Here is a 17,764-nt window from a genome sequence, read left to right on the forward strand (position 1 = left end):
GTTTCGTCGATTTGGGCTTGTCAGATTTGACGAACTGGGCGCTTCTGCAATCAGTGGAGAAGGGTCCGTGATTCCCATTCGTTACTTGATGATAGCTGGAATTGCGGCCTTGGCGCTTCCGTCAGTTTCGGCGGCCCAGGTTGCGTCCGGTTGCAAGACCCCGCAGCACCGGCAGTTCGATTTCTGGGTCGGCACATGGGATGTTTTTCCAACCGGGCAGGACAGGTTGGTCGCGCGAAGCGTAGTCGAGAACCTCTACGGCGGGTGCGTCATTCGCGAGAACTGGACGCCGCTGACTGGGACAGCCGGTGGAAGCCTCAACACATACGACCCGGAAGACGGTCATTGGCACCAGGTCTGGATGGACGCAGCGAATGCGCGGGTCTTGTTCGAAGGAGACCTGGTGGACGGAAAGATGGTGCTGACCGGTTCCTGGAAGGGCGCTCGCAAACCGGGAGAAGAGAGCCTGGTCCGAATGACGTACAGCCGCCTAGAAGGTGGGGCGGTGCGTCAACAAGGCCAAATCTCGACCAACAAAGGCGTGACCTGGCAGCCATTTTTCGACTTCACATATAAGCCCGTCGCAATTCCCAAATAATCTGTGGAAAGCGGGGCTGCGAGCCTTCCAATCGTGCCGCGGAGCGCCATAGTTCGAGTGTGACTCAGCCGTACGTTCCGCTTCGCATCTTTTCCTCCTTCACGATGCTGGAAGGGCGATGGAGCCGAAAGTCATCGCGGAGCGCGCCGCGAAGCTGGGCTTCCCGGCCGTCGCGCTGACTGATCGCAACGGGCTCTATGCGGCCATGGCGTTTACAGAAGCCTGCGTAGCAAAGGGTGTACAGCCTATTGTTGGCGCAATGCTCGCTGTCGCCCGACCGTCCCAGATGGGAAGCGCGGTCGATTGGTTGGTCCTGCTGGCGAAGGACGAGCAGGGTTATTCGAACCTCTGCCACCTGGTTTCGTCGGCCCATCTCGATCGCCCGGTCGAACTCGATCCGCACGTGCCCTTCTCGGCTCTGGAAGCGATGAGCGATGGCCTCATCGCAATGACCGCAGGCTCGGAAGGCGCGCTCGCCCGGCTTCTGTCGGAAAACCAGAAGGGCAAGGCAGCGACCTATCTCGATCGCCTGCACGCATGCTTTACCGATCGGCTATATGTGGAAATCATCCGCCGGAACGATCCGGTCGAGGAAGCGTCCGAGGAAGCACTGATCGAGCTTGCCTACGAACGGGACCTCCCGCTCATCGCAACCAATCCAGCCGCCTATTCCGATCCAAGCTTCCACGCCGCCCACGATGCCATGCTCTGCATCGCCCAGTCGGCCTACATCGAGAGCAACGATCGCCACACGTCCTCGCCGGAAGCCTGGCTCAAGGATTCAGCGGCGATGGCCGAGCTGTTCGTCGACCTGCCCGAGGCCTTGGCGAACACGGCGATTGTAGCTCAGCGTTGTTCTGTCGGCGCTCCGAAGCGTAGGCCTATCCTGCCGCGGCTGTCGGATCACGAGGACGAGCAACTTCGGGCTGACGCGCATGCGGGCCTCGATTCGCGACTGACGGGCCGGACCGACGAGGAGAAGGAAAGCTACCGCGAACGGCTCGATTTCGAGATCGACGTCATCACCCGCATGGGGTTCGCGGGCTACTTCCTGATCGTCGCCGATTTCATCAAATGGGCGAAGGCGCACGACATCCCGGTGGGGCCGGGCCGTGGCTCTGGCGCGGGCTCGGTGGTCGCGTGGGCGCTTACGATTACCGACCTCGACCCGCTCGCGCTGAACCTGCTGTTCGAGCGATTCCTCAATCCTGAACGCGTCTCGATGCCGGACTTCGACATCGACTTCTGCGAAACACGGCGCGACGAGGTGATCTCCTACGTCCAGCAGAAGTACGGTCGCGATAGGGTCGCGCAGATCATCACTTTCGGGCGACTGAAGGCGCGCGCGGTGCTCAAGGATACGGGGCGCGTGCTCCAGATGAGCTACGGCCATGTCGACCGGATCGCGAAGATGATCCCGAACCATCCGACCGACCCGTGGACCCTAGAACGGTCGTTGAACGGCGTCTCGGAGCTGGCGGCCGAGTACAAAGGCGATTCCGACGTACGCCGCCTCATCGATCTTGCGATGAAACTGGAGGGCCTGCCACGCCACGCCTCCACTCACGCTGCGGGTGTGGTGATCGGCGACCGGCGCCTCGACGACCTTGTCCCGATGTATCGCGATCCCCGGTCGGACATGCCGGTCACGCAGTTCGACATGAAATATGTCGAGGCTGCGGGCCTGGTGAAGTTCGACTTCCTCGGTCTCAAGACATTGTCCGTCCTCAAGGAGGCCGAGCGGCTGCTCGGCGAGCAGGGCGTGAGCGTCAATTTCTCGGCGCTCACCTGGGACGATGAAGAGGTCTACGAGCTCCTCCAGCGGGGCGACACCGTCGGCGTTTTCCAGCTGGAATCGGAGGGCATGCGCCGGACGCTCGCGGCCGTCCGCCCGACAAGCTTCGGCGACATCATCGCGCTCGTGTCGCTCTACCGGCCCGGCCCGATGGATAACATTCCGCTATTCGGGGACCGCAAGAACGGGCGCGCGGCGATCGAATATCCGCACGCGATGCTCGAGGAGGTGCTCAAGGAAACGTACGGCATCTTCGTCTATCAGGAACAGGTCATGCAGGCGGCGCAGGTGCTCGCTGGCTATTCGCTCGGCGAAGCGGATCTCCTGCGCCGTGCCATGGGCAAGAAGATCCAGTCGGAGATGGACGCGCAGCGCGCCCGCTTCGTCGAAGGCTGTGCTTCGCACAACATCACGTCGGCGAAGGCATCGGAATTGTTCGACTTGATCGACAAGTTCGCAGGCTACGGCTTCAACAAGTCGCACGCCGCCGCATACGCGCTGGTCGCCTATCATACGGGCTGGCTGAAGGCGCATCACAGACCCGAATTCTACGCGGCGTCGATGAGCTTCGACATGACGCAGACGGACAAGCTCGCGCTGTTCGTCGAAGACATGCGTCGAGGCGAAGTCGAGTGCTTGCCGCCTTGCATCAACGCGAGCGAGGCCGCCTTCTCCGTCGCGGACGGCAAGGTCCGCTACGCCCTCGGCGCGCTCAAGGGCGTCGGCGAAAAGGCCATGGAAGCGCTGGTGGCCGAGCGCGAGGAGAGGGGCCGTTCAAGTCGCTGGACGATTTCGCGGAACGCATCGATCCGCGCCTTCTCAATCGCCGGCAGATCGAGAGCCTTGCGGCCGCTGGCGCATTCGACGCCATCGCTCCTGACCGCGCGGCCGTCTTTGCATCTGCCGAGACCATCCTTGCTCACGCGGCTAGCGCCGCGGAACAGCGCACGAGCGGTCAGCACGGTTTGTTCGGAGGCAGCCAGGCCTCGGTCGCCCCGATCCGACTCGCCAAGGTCGAGCAATGGTCGCTTGCGCAGCGAATGGCGGCCGAGCGGGATTCCTTCGGCTTTTACTTCTCCGCCCATCCCGTCGACGCGCACCGCCACCTGCTGGAAGCGAACAAGGCGAAGACCTTTGCGCAGCTCGCCGATATCCCGATGCCGGCGGAAGGTCGCGCGGGCGCGGTCATGGCGGGCCTCGTCGAGGAAGCGCGCTGGCGGACGTCTGCGAAGGGCCGCCGCTACCTCATGGCCACTTTGAGCGACTCGTCCGGCCAGTTCCAGGCCAGCATTTTTGACGATGAAGCCAGCGCCGCCATCGAGGCTGCAGCCCGCGCCGGAACGTGCGGCCTACTGACGGTAGAACTCGACAAGCGTCCCGGAGACGAAATTCCTCGGGTGGCGATCAAGCGATTCCAGCCGCTGGAGGGTCTTGCCAAGCGGACTCGTCTGCAGATGGAAGTGCGGGTCTCTTCGCCCCTGCTAGTGCCTGCGATCGCGCATGAGCTTGCCGGAGCGCATGGCGGAGGCGGAGTCGTTCGCCTGCTGCTCCCTCTTTCAAAGGGCGGAGAAGCAGTGGTGATCGCTGGCCGCGATTTCGCGCTCGACGCCGAGCTCCAGGCACGCATCCAGCGAATTACCGGCGAGGGGAGTGTCGACCTTTCCGTTCAGGAACCGCCGAGACTCGCCCTCGTCGGCTAGTCTTCACGCCATCCAGAAACCGTCGGCGTTCACCAGGCCGGTAACCTTGGCGTTCTGCTCGTCAGTCATGCTCTGCTTGAAGGATGGAAAGACCTCTTCTTCCTCCATGTGCGCATGCTTGGAAACCAGTGCTCGGAACTCCCGGACCTTTTCAAGCCAGTTCGGAGCCTCGGGCCCCATGTTCTTCAGTTCGTAAATGAAAGTCTTGATGTAGCCGTGCTCGCCTTCGAGTTCGTCCGCATTGACAGCCATGTTCGCCTCGCGGAGCGCCGGATAGACGACCATCTCTTCCTGGTGCGCATGTTTGTCGAGCGCATGGGTAAGCTTCATTAGAAGCATGCTGCGCTTCCAGGTCTGCGTTTCGTCGGTTTCGAGCATCTTGTCGAAGATGCCGAGCGCCACCTCATGTTCCGCGGCGAGGATCTGGTCCCAATCGCCGGCAGCCGCTTCAAGGCCCTGCATCAGGAACTTGCGGCCGTAGTTGGCTGCAAAGCCGATCGCTGCACCGGCGAATGCAGCGCCCAGCAGTGGGCCAGCGTTGTCGGTCCATGAAAAGGCGCTTCGGTTGATGGCGGTGCGATTTCTCGACTGGGTCCGGCCGTTCTCGCTTCCACCCGATCCGCCGCTTGCGGAACGATTGCTGGATGAGGATCGACTCTGAGTACGTGTAGCCATCACATGTCCTCCGTTTTGGGTTCGCGGCATGAACGGAGGGCTACAGCCCGGCGTTCCTCTGCCGAACGCAAAAGGCCAGGCGATCAACGAATTAAGCTACTGACCGACCGGCGGAGGCGGGGCTTCCACGTTCCCTGGCTCGGGAGGCGTCGCCTGGTTTGCCACGGACTGCGTTTCTGAAGCCGGTGAGAGCTGGTTTGTGGCCAGGGGCTCTTGCGACTCAGGTGGCAGTTCGTCGACCGCTTCATTTAGCGGAGGAAGCGGCTTCGCGCTCTCGAATTCCTCGCCCGGAAGTTGCTTCTGCGGCTTCGCGGTGGCCGGCGGCGTCTTTTCCTTCGGTGGTATGATGTCCTGATAAACGCAGGCGTCGAGGCCATCGCGTGCGACGATGCTGATCCGTGAGCTTATCGAATTCCCGTAGCGTCTGGTGAAGCCCTTTGGAGCGACCGCGCCGCGCTTCTTCGGCAGCGGAAGGACGGCCGCGATCCGTGCAGCCTCGGTCCGGCTCATCGCGCTAGCGTCATGATCGAAGTAGCGCTGCGACCCCGCGTTAACTCCGTAGGTGCCGATCCCGGTCTCGGCGAGGTTGAGATAGACCTCCATGATCCGGCGCTTTGGCCAGAGATTTTCCATCAGCAGCGTGAACCAAGCTTCCAGGCCTTTGCGGAAATAGCCGCCGCCCTGCCAGAGGAAGGCGTTCTTCGCGGTCTGTTGGCTGATCGTCGAGCCGCCCGAATCCGGCCCCCGGATGCGTTGCGTTTCATAGCATCTTCAATGGCTTCGACGTCGAACCCATTATGCGAACAGAACTTGCTGTCTTCAGCACCGATAGCTGCGCGAACCATGTCGCGGTCAATCTCTTCGATGCTCATCCAGTCGCGAGTGGCGCCGCGACCTGCGACCAGGTCGCCGAGCATGGTGGCCGTGATCGGCGGGTTCACGAACCGGTAGGCGAGAACCCAAAGCACCGAGCCGATCACGAAAATCAGCACCAGTTTGACGATGAATCCGACAATGCGTCCGAACGGGGAGCGCTTGCTCGTACGCCTGCGCTTGTAGCGGGGAATATTCGACTTCGGTCGTCTCGCCATTTGCAGCGCCTAGCGGGCGTCCGAGCGCGCCTCAAGCTTGGACAACAACGTCAGGGTTCCCGGATCTTTGGGGCGGTACTTCAGTGCCGCTGCGGCTTCGCGGCGCGCCCAGCCACGTCATTCTGCTGCAACAAGGCGAGCGCCAAGTCCCGGCGAACCGGATAGTGCCATGCTGGAGGGTCCGAGACAGACGAGAAATCGTTGCTTTCCTGCATTTCTGCGGCTTGCGCGAAAGCAATTTCCGCTTCGTCGGGGCGGCCCGCCATCATCGCTGCCCGGCCGGCGAGGACATTCCGGGCGATGTACGTCATTGTTTGCGCCTGGAGCGAGCCGTCATCCTTGCTTAGCTCTCCGGAGACGCCACGGATCGCGGCCGCTTCCTTGCGGAGACCATCAATGTTGTTCAGCTTGGCGAATGCCTCGCCACGCGCGTAATGCCAGGCCGCGTTGAGGAAAGGTAGCTTGGGCTCTGGCAAGGCCAGGACCTCCTTTGGCTCGGCAAAGCGCGCCAGTGCGTAATAGCCGTTGCCCGAGATCATTTGGCTGTACGGCCCACCTTCCTTCTGGACTTGCGCCCGGGCGACCAGTGGTCTGCCCAACCGCAGTCCGATATCCGCATCGCCCGCCTCGAGCGCTCCTCCAAGCCCGAATGTCACGTTGTGCGAGTGATAGGGCAGTCCCCACACGCCAGCAGGCTCGGGCAGGCCGAGTCTCTTGGCATTGTCGATTCCGATCTCGACGGCGCGCATGTTTGCCTTGGCCGCATCCTCGTATCGGCCGACCCAGTAATAGGTGTGCGAGGGCATGTGGACGAGATGACTGGCGTTCGGTGCCAGAGCTGCAAGCTTGTCCGCATAAGGCTCCGCCAGCTCCGGGTGCCCGGCAATTTCGGTCGCGTGAATGTAGAAATGGATTGCCGGGGTATCGTCCGGTTTGCGCTTCAGGACTCCTTCGAGAAGCGGGATCGCCAGCCCGGCATTGAGCTTCCAGTCTTCGTCGGTCTCGGCGTGCGTCATCAGCCAGGCGTCCGCGGCGATCACCGCGATTTCATTGTCGTCCGGGTATTTGCTCGCGAGCGCGGCCATCGCCTTTGCGAAATGGAGGTCGCCATCCTTGCCGCCGCCACCATTCTTGTATCGCAGTTGCAGAGCATGAATGAGCGCTCTCTCGCGCTCGGTGCCGTGGTCCTTCGCGAGTTCGGCGGCCTTGTCGGCCAATTCCTTAAGCTTCGCGACCTCGTCCTCGGTCTTGTTGAAGTTGATCGTCGGCCCGTCGGCCCATGCCTCACCCCACAGGCACATCGCGCACTTCGGGTCGAGCTGCACCGCTTCCTGCATCGCCTCGACCGCAGCCTTGTGCGCGAAGGCATGGGCGAGCTGCATTCCGTTGTCGAAGAAGGCTTGCGCCTGGCGATTAGCCGTTGAGATCGGAAAGCCTCCGGAGCCGTAACCTTCCAGCAGGACAGTCTGTTTGGCCGTTGCTTCTTTCATGGAATGGCCCTGGTGTATGTCCATCTGGGCAAGGGCCGGCGCCGAGGCAGCCGTCAGGAACGCGAGCGCGTAATATCTCATCGAGCAAATCTCCCGCGGGAAAGCTAGCACTCGGCAGTGCGCTGTCTAGCGGCGGCTCCTTGCCGCAGTGCAGCAGCCCATTTACATGCCGCTCAACATGACCTCGACGAACGACATCCGCCGCTCCTTCCTCGACTATTTCGAGAAGAACGGACACGCGCGAGTGCCCTCGGCGCCGCTGGTGCCGCAGAACGACCCCACGCTGATGTTCGTCAACGCGGGCATGGTGCCGTTCAAAAACGTCTTCACGGGGCTGGAGACCAAGCCGTACTCGACCGCGAGCAGTTCCCAGAAGTGCGTCCGCGCCGGCGGTAAGCACAACGATCTCGACAATGTCGGCTACACGGCCCGGCACCACACTTTCTTCGAGATGCTCGGGAATTTCTCGTTCGGCGATTATTTCAAGGATCGCGCAATCGAGCTCGCGTGGAACCTGATCACCAGGGAATGGGGAATAAGTGCAGACCGGTTGACCGCGACGGTCTATCACACCGACGACGAAGCCTTCGACCTTTGGAAGAAGATCTCCGGCCTCCCGGACAGCCGGATCATCCGCATTCCGACCAAGGACAACTTCTGGGCCATGGGCGACGATGGTCCTTGCGGTCCCTGTTCCGAGATCTTCTACGACCATGGCGATCACATCGCGGGTGGACCCCCGGGCAGCCCTGACGAGGACGGCGATCGCTTCGTCGAGATCTGGAACCTCGTCTTCATGCAGTTCGAGCAGGCGGCGGGGAGATCGTTTCGGAGTTGCCGAAGAAGAGCATCGACACCGGCATGGGCTTGGAGCGCGTATCTGCGGTGCTTCAGGGTGTGCATGACAATTACGATACGGACATGTTCCGTGCGTTGATCGAGGCCAGCGAAGAGCTGACGAAGACGCGGGCCGAGGGGACCGGCAGGCGAGCCATCGGGTGATCGCCGATCATCTTCGCGCTTCGGGCTTCCTGGTGGCCGACGGCGTCCTGCCGGCGAACGAGGGCAGGGGCTACGTCCTTCGCCGCATCATGCGCCGAGCGATGCGCCATGCGCACCTGCTTGGCTCCAAGGAGCCGCTGATGCATCGGCTCGTTCCGGCGCTCGTCGCGGAAATGGGCGCTGCCTACCCGGAACTAGTCCGTGCGCAGCCACTTATCGAGGCGACCCTGGCACAGGAAGAGACGCGTTTTCGTCAGACTCTGGCGAACGGCTTGCGCCTTCTCGACGAGGCGACGGGAGACCTTGCCGAGGGTGGCACGCTCCCGGGCGAGACCGCGTTCAAGCTCTACGACACTTACGGCTTCCCTTACGACCTCACAGTGGATGCGCTGCGTGCCCGCGGGCTGGGCGTGGATCGCCAGGGCTTTGACACGGCCATGGCGCAGCAGAAAGCGGCCGCCCGTGCCGCCTGGAGGGGCTCGGGCGATCGCGCTTCAGATGATCTCTGGTTCGACATTGCCGAGGAGTTCGGAAGCACTGAGTTCACCGGCTATTCCGGCGACGAAGGCGAGGGCGTTGTCCTGACGATCGTTAAGGACGGCAAGCGCGTTGAAAGCGCCGAGATCGGTGAAACGGTGGATTTGGTTCCCAATCAGACGCCCTTCTACGGCGAGAGTGGCGGGCAAATCGGCGACACCGGAAAACTAACCACACTCAAAGGCTTCCAGGGCGAAGTTAAGGATACAATTAAGCCTCTAGGACGTCTTCATGTGTTGCGAACCAGGGTTGCCGCAGGCGAACTGACGGTCGGAGAGACAATCCACCAATCGGTGGACGCTGATCGCCGCAATCGCGTGCGCGCCAACCATAGCGCGACGCACCTGCTTCATGCGGCACTGCGCCACCGGCTCGGAACTCACGTGACGCAGAAGGGTAGCCTGGTCGCGCCGGATTACTTCCGGTTCGACTTTTCGCATCCCAAGGCGCTGTCACGTGATGAGATCGAGCAGGTCGAGGCCGATGTGAATGCACAGATTCGCGGGAATGAGGCGGTCACGACGCGTCTGATGACTCCGGATAAAGCGATCGAGGCCGGGGCCATGGCCTTGTTTGGTGAGAAGTACGGCGACGAGGTCCGGGTTCTCTCCATGGGCCGCACTCCGGAGGCCGATTATTCGGTCGAGCTCTGCGGTGGCACGCATGTTCGGGCGCTGGGTGATATCCAGCTGTTCAAGATCATCAGCGAGAGCGCCGTCTCATCCGGCGTTCGCCGTATCGAAGCCCTGACGGGCGAGGCCGCTAGGCAGTGGCTTGTCGGTCGTGACGCCAAGCTTCGCGAGGCAGCGGCCACGCTGAAATCGTCTCCGGACGAAGTGCCCGCGCGCATAGCGTCGCTGGTCGAGGATCGACGGCGCCTCGAGCGCGAACTCGCCGATGCGAAGAAGGCGCTGGCAATGGGCGGCGGCTCAGCCAAGTCCGACGAGGCCGGTCCAGAGCAGGTGAACGGCCACAAGTTCCTCGGCCAGGTGGTGGACGGACTGAATCCCAAGGACTTGCGCTCGACTGTTGATGCGATGAAGCAGCGCATCGGCTCGGGCGTCGCGGCTCTCGTGGCTGTCAACGAAGGCCGTGCCAGTGTTGCCGTGGGAGTCACCGACGATCTAGCCGGCCACATCAGTGCCGTTGACCTGGTAAAGGCCGCCGTTGAAGCACTCGGCGGGCAGGGTGGCGGCGGCCGTCCCGACATGGCCCAAGGAGGCGGCCCGGAGGGCTCAAGGGCCAAGGAGGCGATCGAGGCGGTGAGGGACGCGCTGGAGAAGGTTGCAGCGTGATCGACACCGCAGCCAGCGAACCGCTTACGCTCGACGGTTCGTGCCACTGCGGCGCGGTGAAGTTCACAACGACACTGCCGTTCGGTTTTTCTTCCGCGAGGCGCTGCACCTGCAGTATCTGCCGGATGCGCGGCGCGATCGCGGTGACGTCAACGGACGAGCATTTCCGGATCACCGAGGGTGAGGAGAAGCTCGCGACCTATCGCTTCAACACGAAGACTGCCGAGCATCACTTCTGCACCACCTGCGGGATCTACACGCACCACAAGCGGCGCTCGAGCCCAGACCAGCTCGGGGTCAATGTGGCTTGCCTCGAAGGTGTCTCGCCATTCGATTTTGCCGAGGTAGTGGTCTTCGACGGGCAACGGCATCCTGGCGATAATCCGGAGCACAGGACCTACACGGCGGGCGTGCTCCGCTTCGAGCCGGTGTCGGAAGCCTAACCGGCATCACGTAGCCGCCGGCGGCCGAGACGTGGTTCCGCTTCCATTTCCGCCTGGGCCATGATCTCGGAGCGAAGTTCCGACCGTTTCTCGTGGATGCTGGCGATCACCGGTCCCATCGCCACGCCGATGTCGACAAGCACGGCTTCGGAGAGCTGAAGCGAGGCCTCCAGCGTTTCGGGCACTGCATCGGTCACGCCGGCCTCGTAGAGCTTGGCCGCATGATCCGTGTCCCTTGCTCGGGCTATGATGGCCAGCTGCGGGAACGAGTTTCGGAGGCGGCGGGCGAGGCGCGCCACGAGCACCGGATCGTCCATGGTCAGCACGAGCGCCGCCGCGTGGCCGAGGTGGAGCTTTTCGACCAGCTCGCTTCGGGCGACATCACCGAACAGGATCGTATAGCCTCCTTCTCGTGAGGCCATGACATTGTCGATGTCGCTGTCGACCGCGAGATAGGGGCGTCCGTGCTCGCGCAGCATGTCGGCGACCATTCTGCCGACCCGGCCGAACCCGAAGATGATCGTGCGACCCTTTGCGGCTTCATTGTCAGGCATATCCATCGCCTGCGGATCGACCCGTCTTGCCGCGAGACGACCGAGTTTTGCGAGCAAGGGGTTATGGTGAGTCCGACGGCCGTCGCCGCCTGCCAGAAGGTTGCCGTATCCTGTGCGACAACGCCGGTTGCGGCGGCTGCTCCGAGGAGGATGAGCGTCGTTTCCGACGGTGAAGCCATCAGGAGGCCGGTTTCCGCCGCGACGCCCTCTCGCGAGCCACTGAGGCGAAGCAATGTGCCGGTGACCAGCGCTTTGACCAACAGTACACCTGCCAGCGCCACGAGCAGCTCCGGCCAGATTTGAGCCAGCTGGCGGAAATCAATGCGCATACCGACGGTGATCAGGAAGATGCCGAGAGCGAGGCCGCGGAATGGCGCGGTCACCACTTCGACCTCGCTTCGATATTCGGTTTCGGCGATCAGGACGCCTGCGATGAGCGCGCCGAGAATCGGCGAAAGGCCGACGGCGCCCGTCGCGATGCTGGCGAGAATGACGACCAACAAGCTGACGGCGAGGAAGAGTTCAGGGCTCTTGGTGCGCGCTGCCTGTGCAAAAAGCGCCGGAAGGACCAGCCGTCCAATCAGCAAGAGGCCCGCGATGACGAGTGCGCCCTTCCAAACAACATCCACCAGTCCGGAAGCTGCGCCGGCTGCGGCTGTTCCGAAGAGGAACAGCAAGGGACGAGGGCGAGGTCCTCGAACAGCAGCATGGCGAGCGCCGCGCGCCCGACTGGGCTGGTCGTCCCGGCGATCGGCAAGACCAGTGCTGTTGATGACATGGCCAGCGCAAACCCAAGGGAGGCAGCGCTCGCCGCGGGCTGACCCATCACGTACAAAGCTCCGCCGATCAGGACGGCGCTACCGATCAGCTCCGCGGCGCCGATGCCAAACACCATCTTCCGCATGGCGACCAGTCGCCTGAAACTCAGTTCAAGCCCGATCGCGAACAGGAGGAGGATAATGCCCAGTTCCGCGAACGGATCGATCGCTTCGGGAGTGGAAATAGTAAGGTAATTCAGCCACGGGATTTCGTCGGTCAGCCCACCCAAACCGGCGGGACCGACGATCATTCCGACCATGATGAACCCGATGACCGGCGTGATGCGGAGTCGGGCGAAGGCCGGGATGACGATTCCGGCCGCACCCAGGATGACTAAGGCATCACTGTAACCGGAAGTGCCGAATTCGCCTGCCATGCCGGCTTTAGAGCAGGTGCCCGAGAATCTGTCACCCTGCCGGGTAGCGCTGACTTGAGCGCGCAAGGGCTGTAAGCGCGACCGCATGACGTCAGAGCGTGATGCAGACCTAATCGTCGTCGGCGGAGGGCCGGCGGGCGTGATGGCGGGTCTGCTCTTCGCCCGCGCGGGCTGCAATGTCCGCATTTTCGAGAAGCATGCGGATTTCTTCCGCGATTTTCGTGGAGACACCGTCCACCCGTCGACGATGGAGATCCTCGACCAACTCGGGATGCTTCAGCGATTTCTTCATCGGCCACACAACAAAGTCGATCGGGCGGAACTGCGCCTCGCCGGGCGGGAGTGGACGATCGGCGATCTGTCGCACCTCCACACCCCGGCGCCGTTCATTGCAATGATGCCGCAGTGGGAGTTCCTCGATTTCTTGCGAGTCGAGGGGAAAGCCTTCCCCGGGTTTTATATCGAGATGGAGTCTCCTGTTGAGAGCTTCATCGAAAAAGAAGGCAAGGTCCTCGGTGTCCGGATGAAGGACGGGCGCGACGTCATCGCTCCACTAACGATCGCTGCCGATGGGCGGGATTCGATCGTTCGCGGAAAGCTTCCGCTGGAGGATCTTGGGGCGCCGATGGATGTCTTCTGGTTTCGTGTCGCCAAGCCGAGGCAGGAGATAGGAGGACTCCGCGGGAACGTCGAACGGGGCAGGCTTCTCGTGATGATCGATCGCGGCGATTATTGGCAATGCGCCTTCCTGATCCCGAAGGGTGCTGCCGAGGCCTACCAAAAGCGAGGAATCGACGCGATCCGGGAGGAAGTAGCCGCAGCCGCCCCATCGGACCTTGACCTGGCAGAGCTCGACGAGATTTCCGACCTTCACCTGCTGACCGTGAAGCTCGACAGGCTGACGACCTGGCACAAGCCGGGCCTGCTCGCCATCGGCGATGCAGCTCACGCGATGTCGCCAATCGGCGGAATTGGCATCAACCTGGCGGTTCAGGACGCTGTAGCGGCGGCAAACGCGCTTGCTGGACCCTTGGCCAGTGGAGAAAGTCTGGATCCGCTGCTTGCCAGGGTGCAGGAGCGCCGAATGTTTCCGACCCGCGTCATCCAGGGCGGACAGAAGCTAGCGCAGGACCGAATCATCGGCCGCCTGCTTCAGGGCACAGAGCCCATTCGTCAGGCGCCTTTGATTATTCGGCTGTTCGATCGCTTTCCGTTGCTCCGGCGCATTCCGGGTCGGATCGTCGGGCTCGGCGTCAGGCGCGAGCGGGTTCAGTCGCCTGCGGCGCCTTCTCCCACGAAGCCATAGTCGTCTCTAGGTTCCTCACGATCGTGTCGAAGAACTGCTCGGTCGTCATCCACGGCTGATCCGGGCCGACGAGGATCGCGAGGTCCTTGGTCATGTGACCGGCCTCCACCGTATCGATGCAGACTCGCTCGAGCGTCTCTGCGAAGCGGACCACGTCCGGGGTTTCGTCCAACTTGCCGCGGAACTTGAGGCCGCCCGTCCAGGCGAAGATCGACGCGATCGGGTTGGTCGAGGTCGCCTTGCCTTGCTGGTGCATGCGGTAGTGGCGGGTAACCGTGCCGTGGGCTGCTTCCGCCTCGACCGTCTTGCCGTCCGGAGTCATTAGGATCGAGGTCATGAGGCCCAATGAACCGAAGCCCTGCGCGACCTGGTCCGACTGGACGTCGCCGTCGTAGTTCTTGCAGGCCCAGATGAACTTGCCGCTCCACTTGAGAGCAGAGGCGACCATGTCGTCGATCAGGCGGTGTTGGTACTCGATGCCAATTTCATCGAACTTAGCCTTGAATTCGCTATCGAAAATCTCCTGGAAGATGTCCTTGAAGCGACCGTCATAGGCCTTGAGGATCGTGTTCTTCGTCGACAGGTAGACCGGCCACTTACGGTTGATGCCGTAGTTGAAGCAGGCTCGGGCGAAGTCGCGGATGGACTCGTCTAGGTTGTACATGCCCATGGCGACGCCGGCGCTCGGGAAGTCGAAGACCTCGTATTCAAGCTTGTCGCCGCTGTTGCCTTCCCACTTGATCGTGAGCTTGCCGGGGCCAGGGACCAGGAAATCGGTCGCCTTGTATTGGTCACCGAATGCGTGACGGCCGATCACGATCGGGTCGGTCCAGCCCGGGATGATCCTCGGCACGTTGGCGATGACGATCGGCTCACGGAATACGACGCCGCCTAGGATGTTGCGGATGGTGCCGTTGGGCGACTTCCACATCTTCTTAAGGCTGAACTCCTCGACCCGGGCTTCGTCAGGAGTGATCGTGGCGCATTTCACGCCGACGCCGTGCTTCTTGATCGCTTCGGCGGCGTCGACGGTGATCTTGTCCTCGGTCTCGTCGCGCTTCTCGATGCCAAGGTCGTAGTAGAGCAGGTCGACGTCGAGAAAAGGCAGGATCAGCCGTTCGCGGATCCACTGCCAGATGATGCGGGTCATCTCGTCGCCGTCGAGCTCGACGACCGGGTTCTTCACCTTGATCTTGGTCATTATTGTCCTGCTTTTCCGGGTTTGGCGGGGCATTAGGACGCGGCCCGCGATCAGGCAACCGCAGCGTTGTGCAGCCGGGGAGCCGCGCTTAAGGGAGTGCGCATGCCTTCTCTGGACAAGCCTAATGGCGCCCTGACCACCCCAACCACCGTCAAATGGCGCTTCCCTTCAACCCACCCTGAAGGGCGCAAGTTCGCCGCCGGTTCGGCAGCGCTGACGCTATTCGCTTTCCTGCTCGGATGGCAGTTCATCGCATGGCTGCTGGTCGGCCTGACGGTCTGGATCTTCGCTTTCTTTCGCGACCCGATCCGAACCACGCCTCGCGGCGATAATATCGTAATCGCACCGGCGGACGGCCTCATCACGATGATCAGCAGGGTGCCCACGCCGCCAGAACTCGCTGGCGCGGACGGCCTCGACGGCGCGGAATACACGCGCGTATCGATCTTCATGAGCGTCTTCGACGTGCACATTAATCGCTCGCCGGTCGGCGGGCGCGTCCGCAAGGTTGCCTATATCCCCGGCAAGTTCGTGAATGCCGATCTGGACAAGGCCAGCGAGGACAATGAGCGACAGCATGTCGTCGTCGAGACCGCAGCGGGCGTCCGCATCGGTTTCACGCAGATCGCCGGGCTGGTTGCACGCCGGATCCTGACTTTCGTTCGCGAAGGCGACCAGGTCGAAGCGGGCGAGAGGGTAGGGCTGATCCGCTTCGGAAGCCGCGTCGACGTCTACTTGCCTGCGGGTACGGGGCCTCGGGTCCTGCTCGGACAGAGGGCGATTGCGGGTGAGACGGTGATCGCCGAACTCGGAGCTCAGCCGGACTTGATCGGGTTCAGCCAGTGATGGACGAGCCCGAGCAACGCCTGCGGCACGGTATTCCATTCCGTGCGATGATCCCCAACGCGATCACTCTGCTGGCCCTGTGCTTCGGACTGACCGGAGTCAGCTTCGCGATCGGCGCTGAATGGGAGAAGGCCCTGGCCGCAGTCGTGTTCGCCGGCGTGCTGGATGGGCTTGACGGCCGCATTGCCCGGCTGTTGAGGGCTCAGAGCAGGTTCGGTGCGGAGTTGGACTCGCTCAGCGACAATATCGCCTTCGGGACTGCTCCGGCGCTGATCCTGTTTCTCTGGTCGCTTCAGACGGCACCAAGATTCGGATGGATCGCTGCGCTCGCTTTGGCGGTTTGTTGCGCTCTTCGGCTCGCCCGGTTCAATGCTCGAATCGATGCCACCGAGCAGCCGCACAAGTCCGCCGGCTTCAATACAGGGGTTCCTGCTCCCGCCGGGGCAGGGTTGGCTTTCGTCCCAATCTTTCTCTGGTTGATCACGGGCGACGAGGTGTTCCGCCGCTGGGAGCCGGTGATGGCGTGGACGCTCTTCATCGCGGCGCTGATGATCTCGAGCCTTCCAACCTACAGCTGGTCGTCGATCCGAATTCGAAGTGGCTGGCGTTTGTTTGCGCTTGCGGGCGTCGCGCTGCTCGGCGCCGCCCTGATCCGCGCGCCATGGGTCACGCTTTTGATCGTCGCACTACTGTATCTGGCTATGCTGCCGTTTGCCTTCGCGTCGTATCAGCGGGTCAGGCGGCGGCGCGCAATTGCGGCTGCGCCCGCATCGGCTTCCGCTTCGCAATCCGCGCGCGAGCCGGTCGCGACCGAATAACCAGAGACGTTCCACGGACGGCTGGTGTTTCGCCACGCAGGGCCGCGGCGATGCGCGACCCGGTGCGTACGAACATTTCGGTGAAAACGGCTGCGGTCAGCCAGAGTGCCGACAGGAAAGCCAAGGTAGCGAGCGGTGCAAGCATGAGCGACGTCCCTTGTTTGGTGGCACAACCGTAACGAACTCGCTTTGTTCCGTTTCGGGTTGCGCCAAGCTGCTGGGACGGAACAATGTTCCTGCTTTGTTCTGGTTCGTCAAGTGGCAATTTGAACGCGCGCCTGCGCCCTTGAAAGAAATAGCTCCTTCCGCTAACTGGCCCGCCATCCCACAGGCGGAGCTAACATACCGGTGCCAGTCGTAAGGCTGGTTACATGGCTCCGCTGAGGCACAACCGGAAGGAGACTACCCATGGCGACCAACGTCGTCACAATGCAGCAATTGCTCGAAGCCGGAGCGCACTTCGGCCACCAGACCCACCGTTGGAACCCGCGGATGAAGCCGTACATTTTCGGCGACCGCAACGGGGTTCACATCATCGACCTGTCGCAGACCGTGCCGCTGTTCTCCCGCGCGCTCGACTTCGTCACTCAGACCGTCCAGCGCGGCGGCAAGGTGCTGTTCGTCGGCACCAAGCGCCAGGCGCAGGATGCCGTCGCTGAAGCCGCGAAGGTTTCGGGCCAGCACTTCGTCAATCACCGCTGGCTCGGCGGCATGTTGACCAATTGGAAGACGATCTCGAACTCGATCAAGCGCCTCAAGACGCTTGAAGAGCAACTTTCGGGCGACACCGCCGGCCTCACCAAGAAGGAAGTCCTTCAGCTGACCCGCGAGCGCGACAAGCTCGAAAAGTCGCTTGGCGGCATTCGCGACATGGGCGGCCTGCCGGACATCATGTTCGTCGTCGACACCAACAAGGAAGAACTGGCGATCAAGGAAGCCAACGTTCTTGGGATCCCGGTCGTCGCGATTCTCGATTCGAACAGCGACCCGAGCGGCATTGCTTTTCCGGTTCCGGGCAACGACGACGCCAGCCGCGCGATCCGCCTCTACACGGACGCGGTTGCCCAGGCTGTCAGCAACGGCCGTACCGGCAATGCCGCTGCCCGTGGCGAGGACATCGGTGCGATGGCCGAACCGCCGGCTGAAGCCGCGCTCGAAGCTTAAGTCTGCTTCCCTCGCGAAGCGGGGGAGCAGTACTTACATTCAAGCTTGAACGAG

The 17,764-nt window shown here is 62.4% G+C and carries 9 protein-coding genes and 4 pseudogenes; 8 read left to right on the forward strand and 5 right to left on the reverse strand.

Annotated elements, in window-relative coordinates; genetic code table 11:
• Positions 1 to 67: 67 nt before the first annotated feature.
• A complete protein-coding gene (locus H9L14_RS06040; protein ID WP_187709608.1) occupies positions 68 to 598 on the forward strand; it encodes a hypothetical protein in 531 nt (176 codons plus the stop codon).
• A 104-nt stretch (positions 599 to 702) separates the two neighbouring features.
• Positions 703 to 4,093: pseudogene (dnaE, locus tag H9L14_RS06045) on the forward strand (DNA polymerase III subunit alpha).
• 3 nt (positions 4,094 to 4,096) lie between these two features.
• Here the strand turns inward: dnaE and H9L14_RS06050 are convergent.
• From H9L14_RS06050 to H9L14_RS06060, 3 genes and pseudogenes are all read right to left on the reverse strand, one after another.
• On the reverse strand, positions 4,097 to 4,768 hold the full coding sequence (locus tag H9L14_RS06050) for a hemerythrin domain-containing protein (RefSeq protein ID WP_187709609.1): 672 nt from the start codon (positions 4,766 to 4,768) through the stop codon (positions 4,097 to 4,099).
• Positions 4,769 to 5,125: 357 nt separating this feature from the next.
• Positions 5,126 to 5,859, reverse strand: a pseudogene (gene mtgA / locus H9L14_RS06055) (monofunctional biosynthetic peptidoglycan transglycosylase); the annotation flags it as partial.
• Positions 5,860 to 5,939: 80 nt separating this feature from the next.
• Positions 5,940 to 7,430, reverse strand: coding sequence for a tetratricopeptide repeat protein (locus H9L14_RS06060; RefSeq protein WP_187709610.1), 1,491 nt, complete (start codon positions 7,428 to 7,430; stop codon positions 5,940 to 5,942).
• A gap of 97 nt (positions 7,431 to 7,527) precedes the next feature.
• Here H9L14_RS06060 and alaS point away from each other — a divergent pair.
• Positions 7,528 to 10,183 (forward strand): annotated as a pseudogene (gene alaS, locus H9L14_RS06065) (alanine--tRNA ligase).
• Entirely contained in the window at positions 10,180 to 10,626 is a 447-nt protein-coding gene (locus H9L14_RS06070; RefSeq protein WP_246444503.1) for a GFA family protein, read from the forward strand. Before alaS ends, H9L14_RS06070 begins: the two are co-directional and overlap by 4 nt.
• On the opposite strand, the pseudogene H9L14_RS06075 reads toward H9L14_RS06070, so the two are convergent.
• Positions 10,623 to 12,375, reverse strand: a pseudogene (locus H9L14_RS06075) (cation:proton antiporter domain-containing protein). The gene H9L14_RS06070 and the pseudogene H9L14_RS06075 sit on opposite strands and share 4 nt — an antisense overlap.
• An 85-nt stretch (positions 12,376 to 12,460) precedes the next feature.
• Between H9L14_RS06075 and H9L14_RS06080 the strand changes: the two are divergent.
• Positions 12,461 to 13,681, forward strand: coding sequence for an FAD-dependent oxidoreductase (locus H9L14_RS06080; RefSeq protein WP_187709611.1), 1,221 nt, complete (start codon positions 12,461 to 12,463; stop codon positions 13,679 to 13,681).
• On the opposite strand, the gene H9L14_RS06085 is transcribed toward H9L14_RS06080, so the two are convergent.
• Positions 13,629 to 14,882, reverse strand: coding sequence for an NADP-dependent isocitrate dehydrogenase (locus H9L14_RS06085; RefSeq protein ID WP_187709612.1), 1,254 nt, complete (start codon positions 14,880 to 14,882; stop codon positions 13,629 to 13,631). The two genes, H9L14_RS06080 and H9L14_RS06085, sit on opposite strands and share 53 nt — an antisense overlap.
• Before the next feature lie 102 nt (positions 14,883 to 14,984).
• Between H9L14_RS06085 and H9L14_RS06090 the strand changes: the two genes are divergently transcribed.
• From H9L14_RS06090 to rpsB, 3 genes are all read left to right on the forward strand, one after another.
• Positions 14,985 to 15,728, forward strand: a complete 744-nt coding sequence (locus H9L14_RS06090) for a phosphatidylserine decarboxylase (RefSeq protein WP_187709613.1) — start codon at positions 14,985 to 14,987, stop codon at positions 15,726 to 15,728.
• Positions 15,728 to 16,546: a CDP-alcohol phosphatidyltransferase family protein gene (locus tag H9L14_RS06095; protein WP_187709880.1), complete on the forward strand. Its 819-nt coding sequence runs from the start codon at positions 15,728 to 15,730 to the stop codon at positions 16,544 to 16,546. The genes H9L14_RS06090 and H9L14_RS06095 overlap by 1 nt, the downstream gene beginning before the upstream one ends.
• A gap of 408 nt (positions 16,547 to 16,954) precedes the next feature.
• Positions 16,955 to 17,710 carry a 30S ribosomal protein S2 gene (rpsB, locus tag H9L14_RS06100; protein WP_187709614.1) on the forward strand — a complete coding sequence of 252 codons (756 nt, stop codon included), beginning with the start codon at positions 16,955 to 16,957 and terminating at the stop codon, positions 17,708 to 17,710.
• Positions 17,711 to 17,764: the final 54 nt, after the last annotated feature.

The organism is Sphingomonas sediminicola (assembly GCF_014489515.1).
Classification (GTDB): domain Bacteria; phylum Pseudomonadota; class Alphaproteobacteria; order Sphingomonadales; family Sphingomonadaceae; genus Sphingomicrobium; species Sphingomicrobium sediminicola.

Coding starts and splice junctions, on each gene's coding strand:
- rpsB (WP_187709614.1), top strand. CDS start 16,955: ATGGCGACCAACGTCGTCACAATGCAGCAATTGCTCGAAGCCGGAGCG.
- H9L14_RS06090 (WP_187709613.1), top strand. CDS start 14,985: ATGCCTTCTCTGGACAAGCCTAATGGCGCCCTGACCACCCCAACCACC.
- H9L14_RS06085 (WP_187709612.1), bottom strand. CDS start 14,882: ATGACCAAGATCAAGGTGAAGAACCCGGTCGTCGAGCTCGACGGCGAC.
- H9L14_RS06095 (WP_187709880.1), top strand. CDS start 15,728: ATGGACGAGCCCGAGCAACGCCTGCGGCACGGTATTCCATTCCGTGCG.
- H9L14_RS06060 (WP_187709610.1), bottom strand. CDS start 7,430: ATGAGATATTACGCGCTCGCGTTCCTGACGGCTGCCTCGGCGCCGGCC.
- H9L14_RS06080 (WP_187709611.1), top strand. CDS start 12,461: ATGACGTCAGAGCGTGATGCAGACCTAATCGTCGTCGGCGGAGGGCCG.
- H9L14_RS06050 (WP_187709609.1), bottom strand. CDS start 4,768: ATGGCTACACGTACTCAGAGTCGATCCTCATCCAGCAATCGTTCCGCA.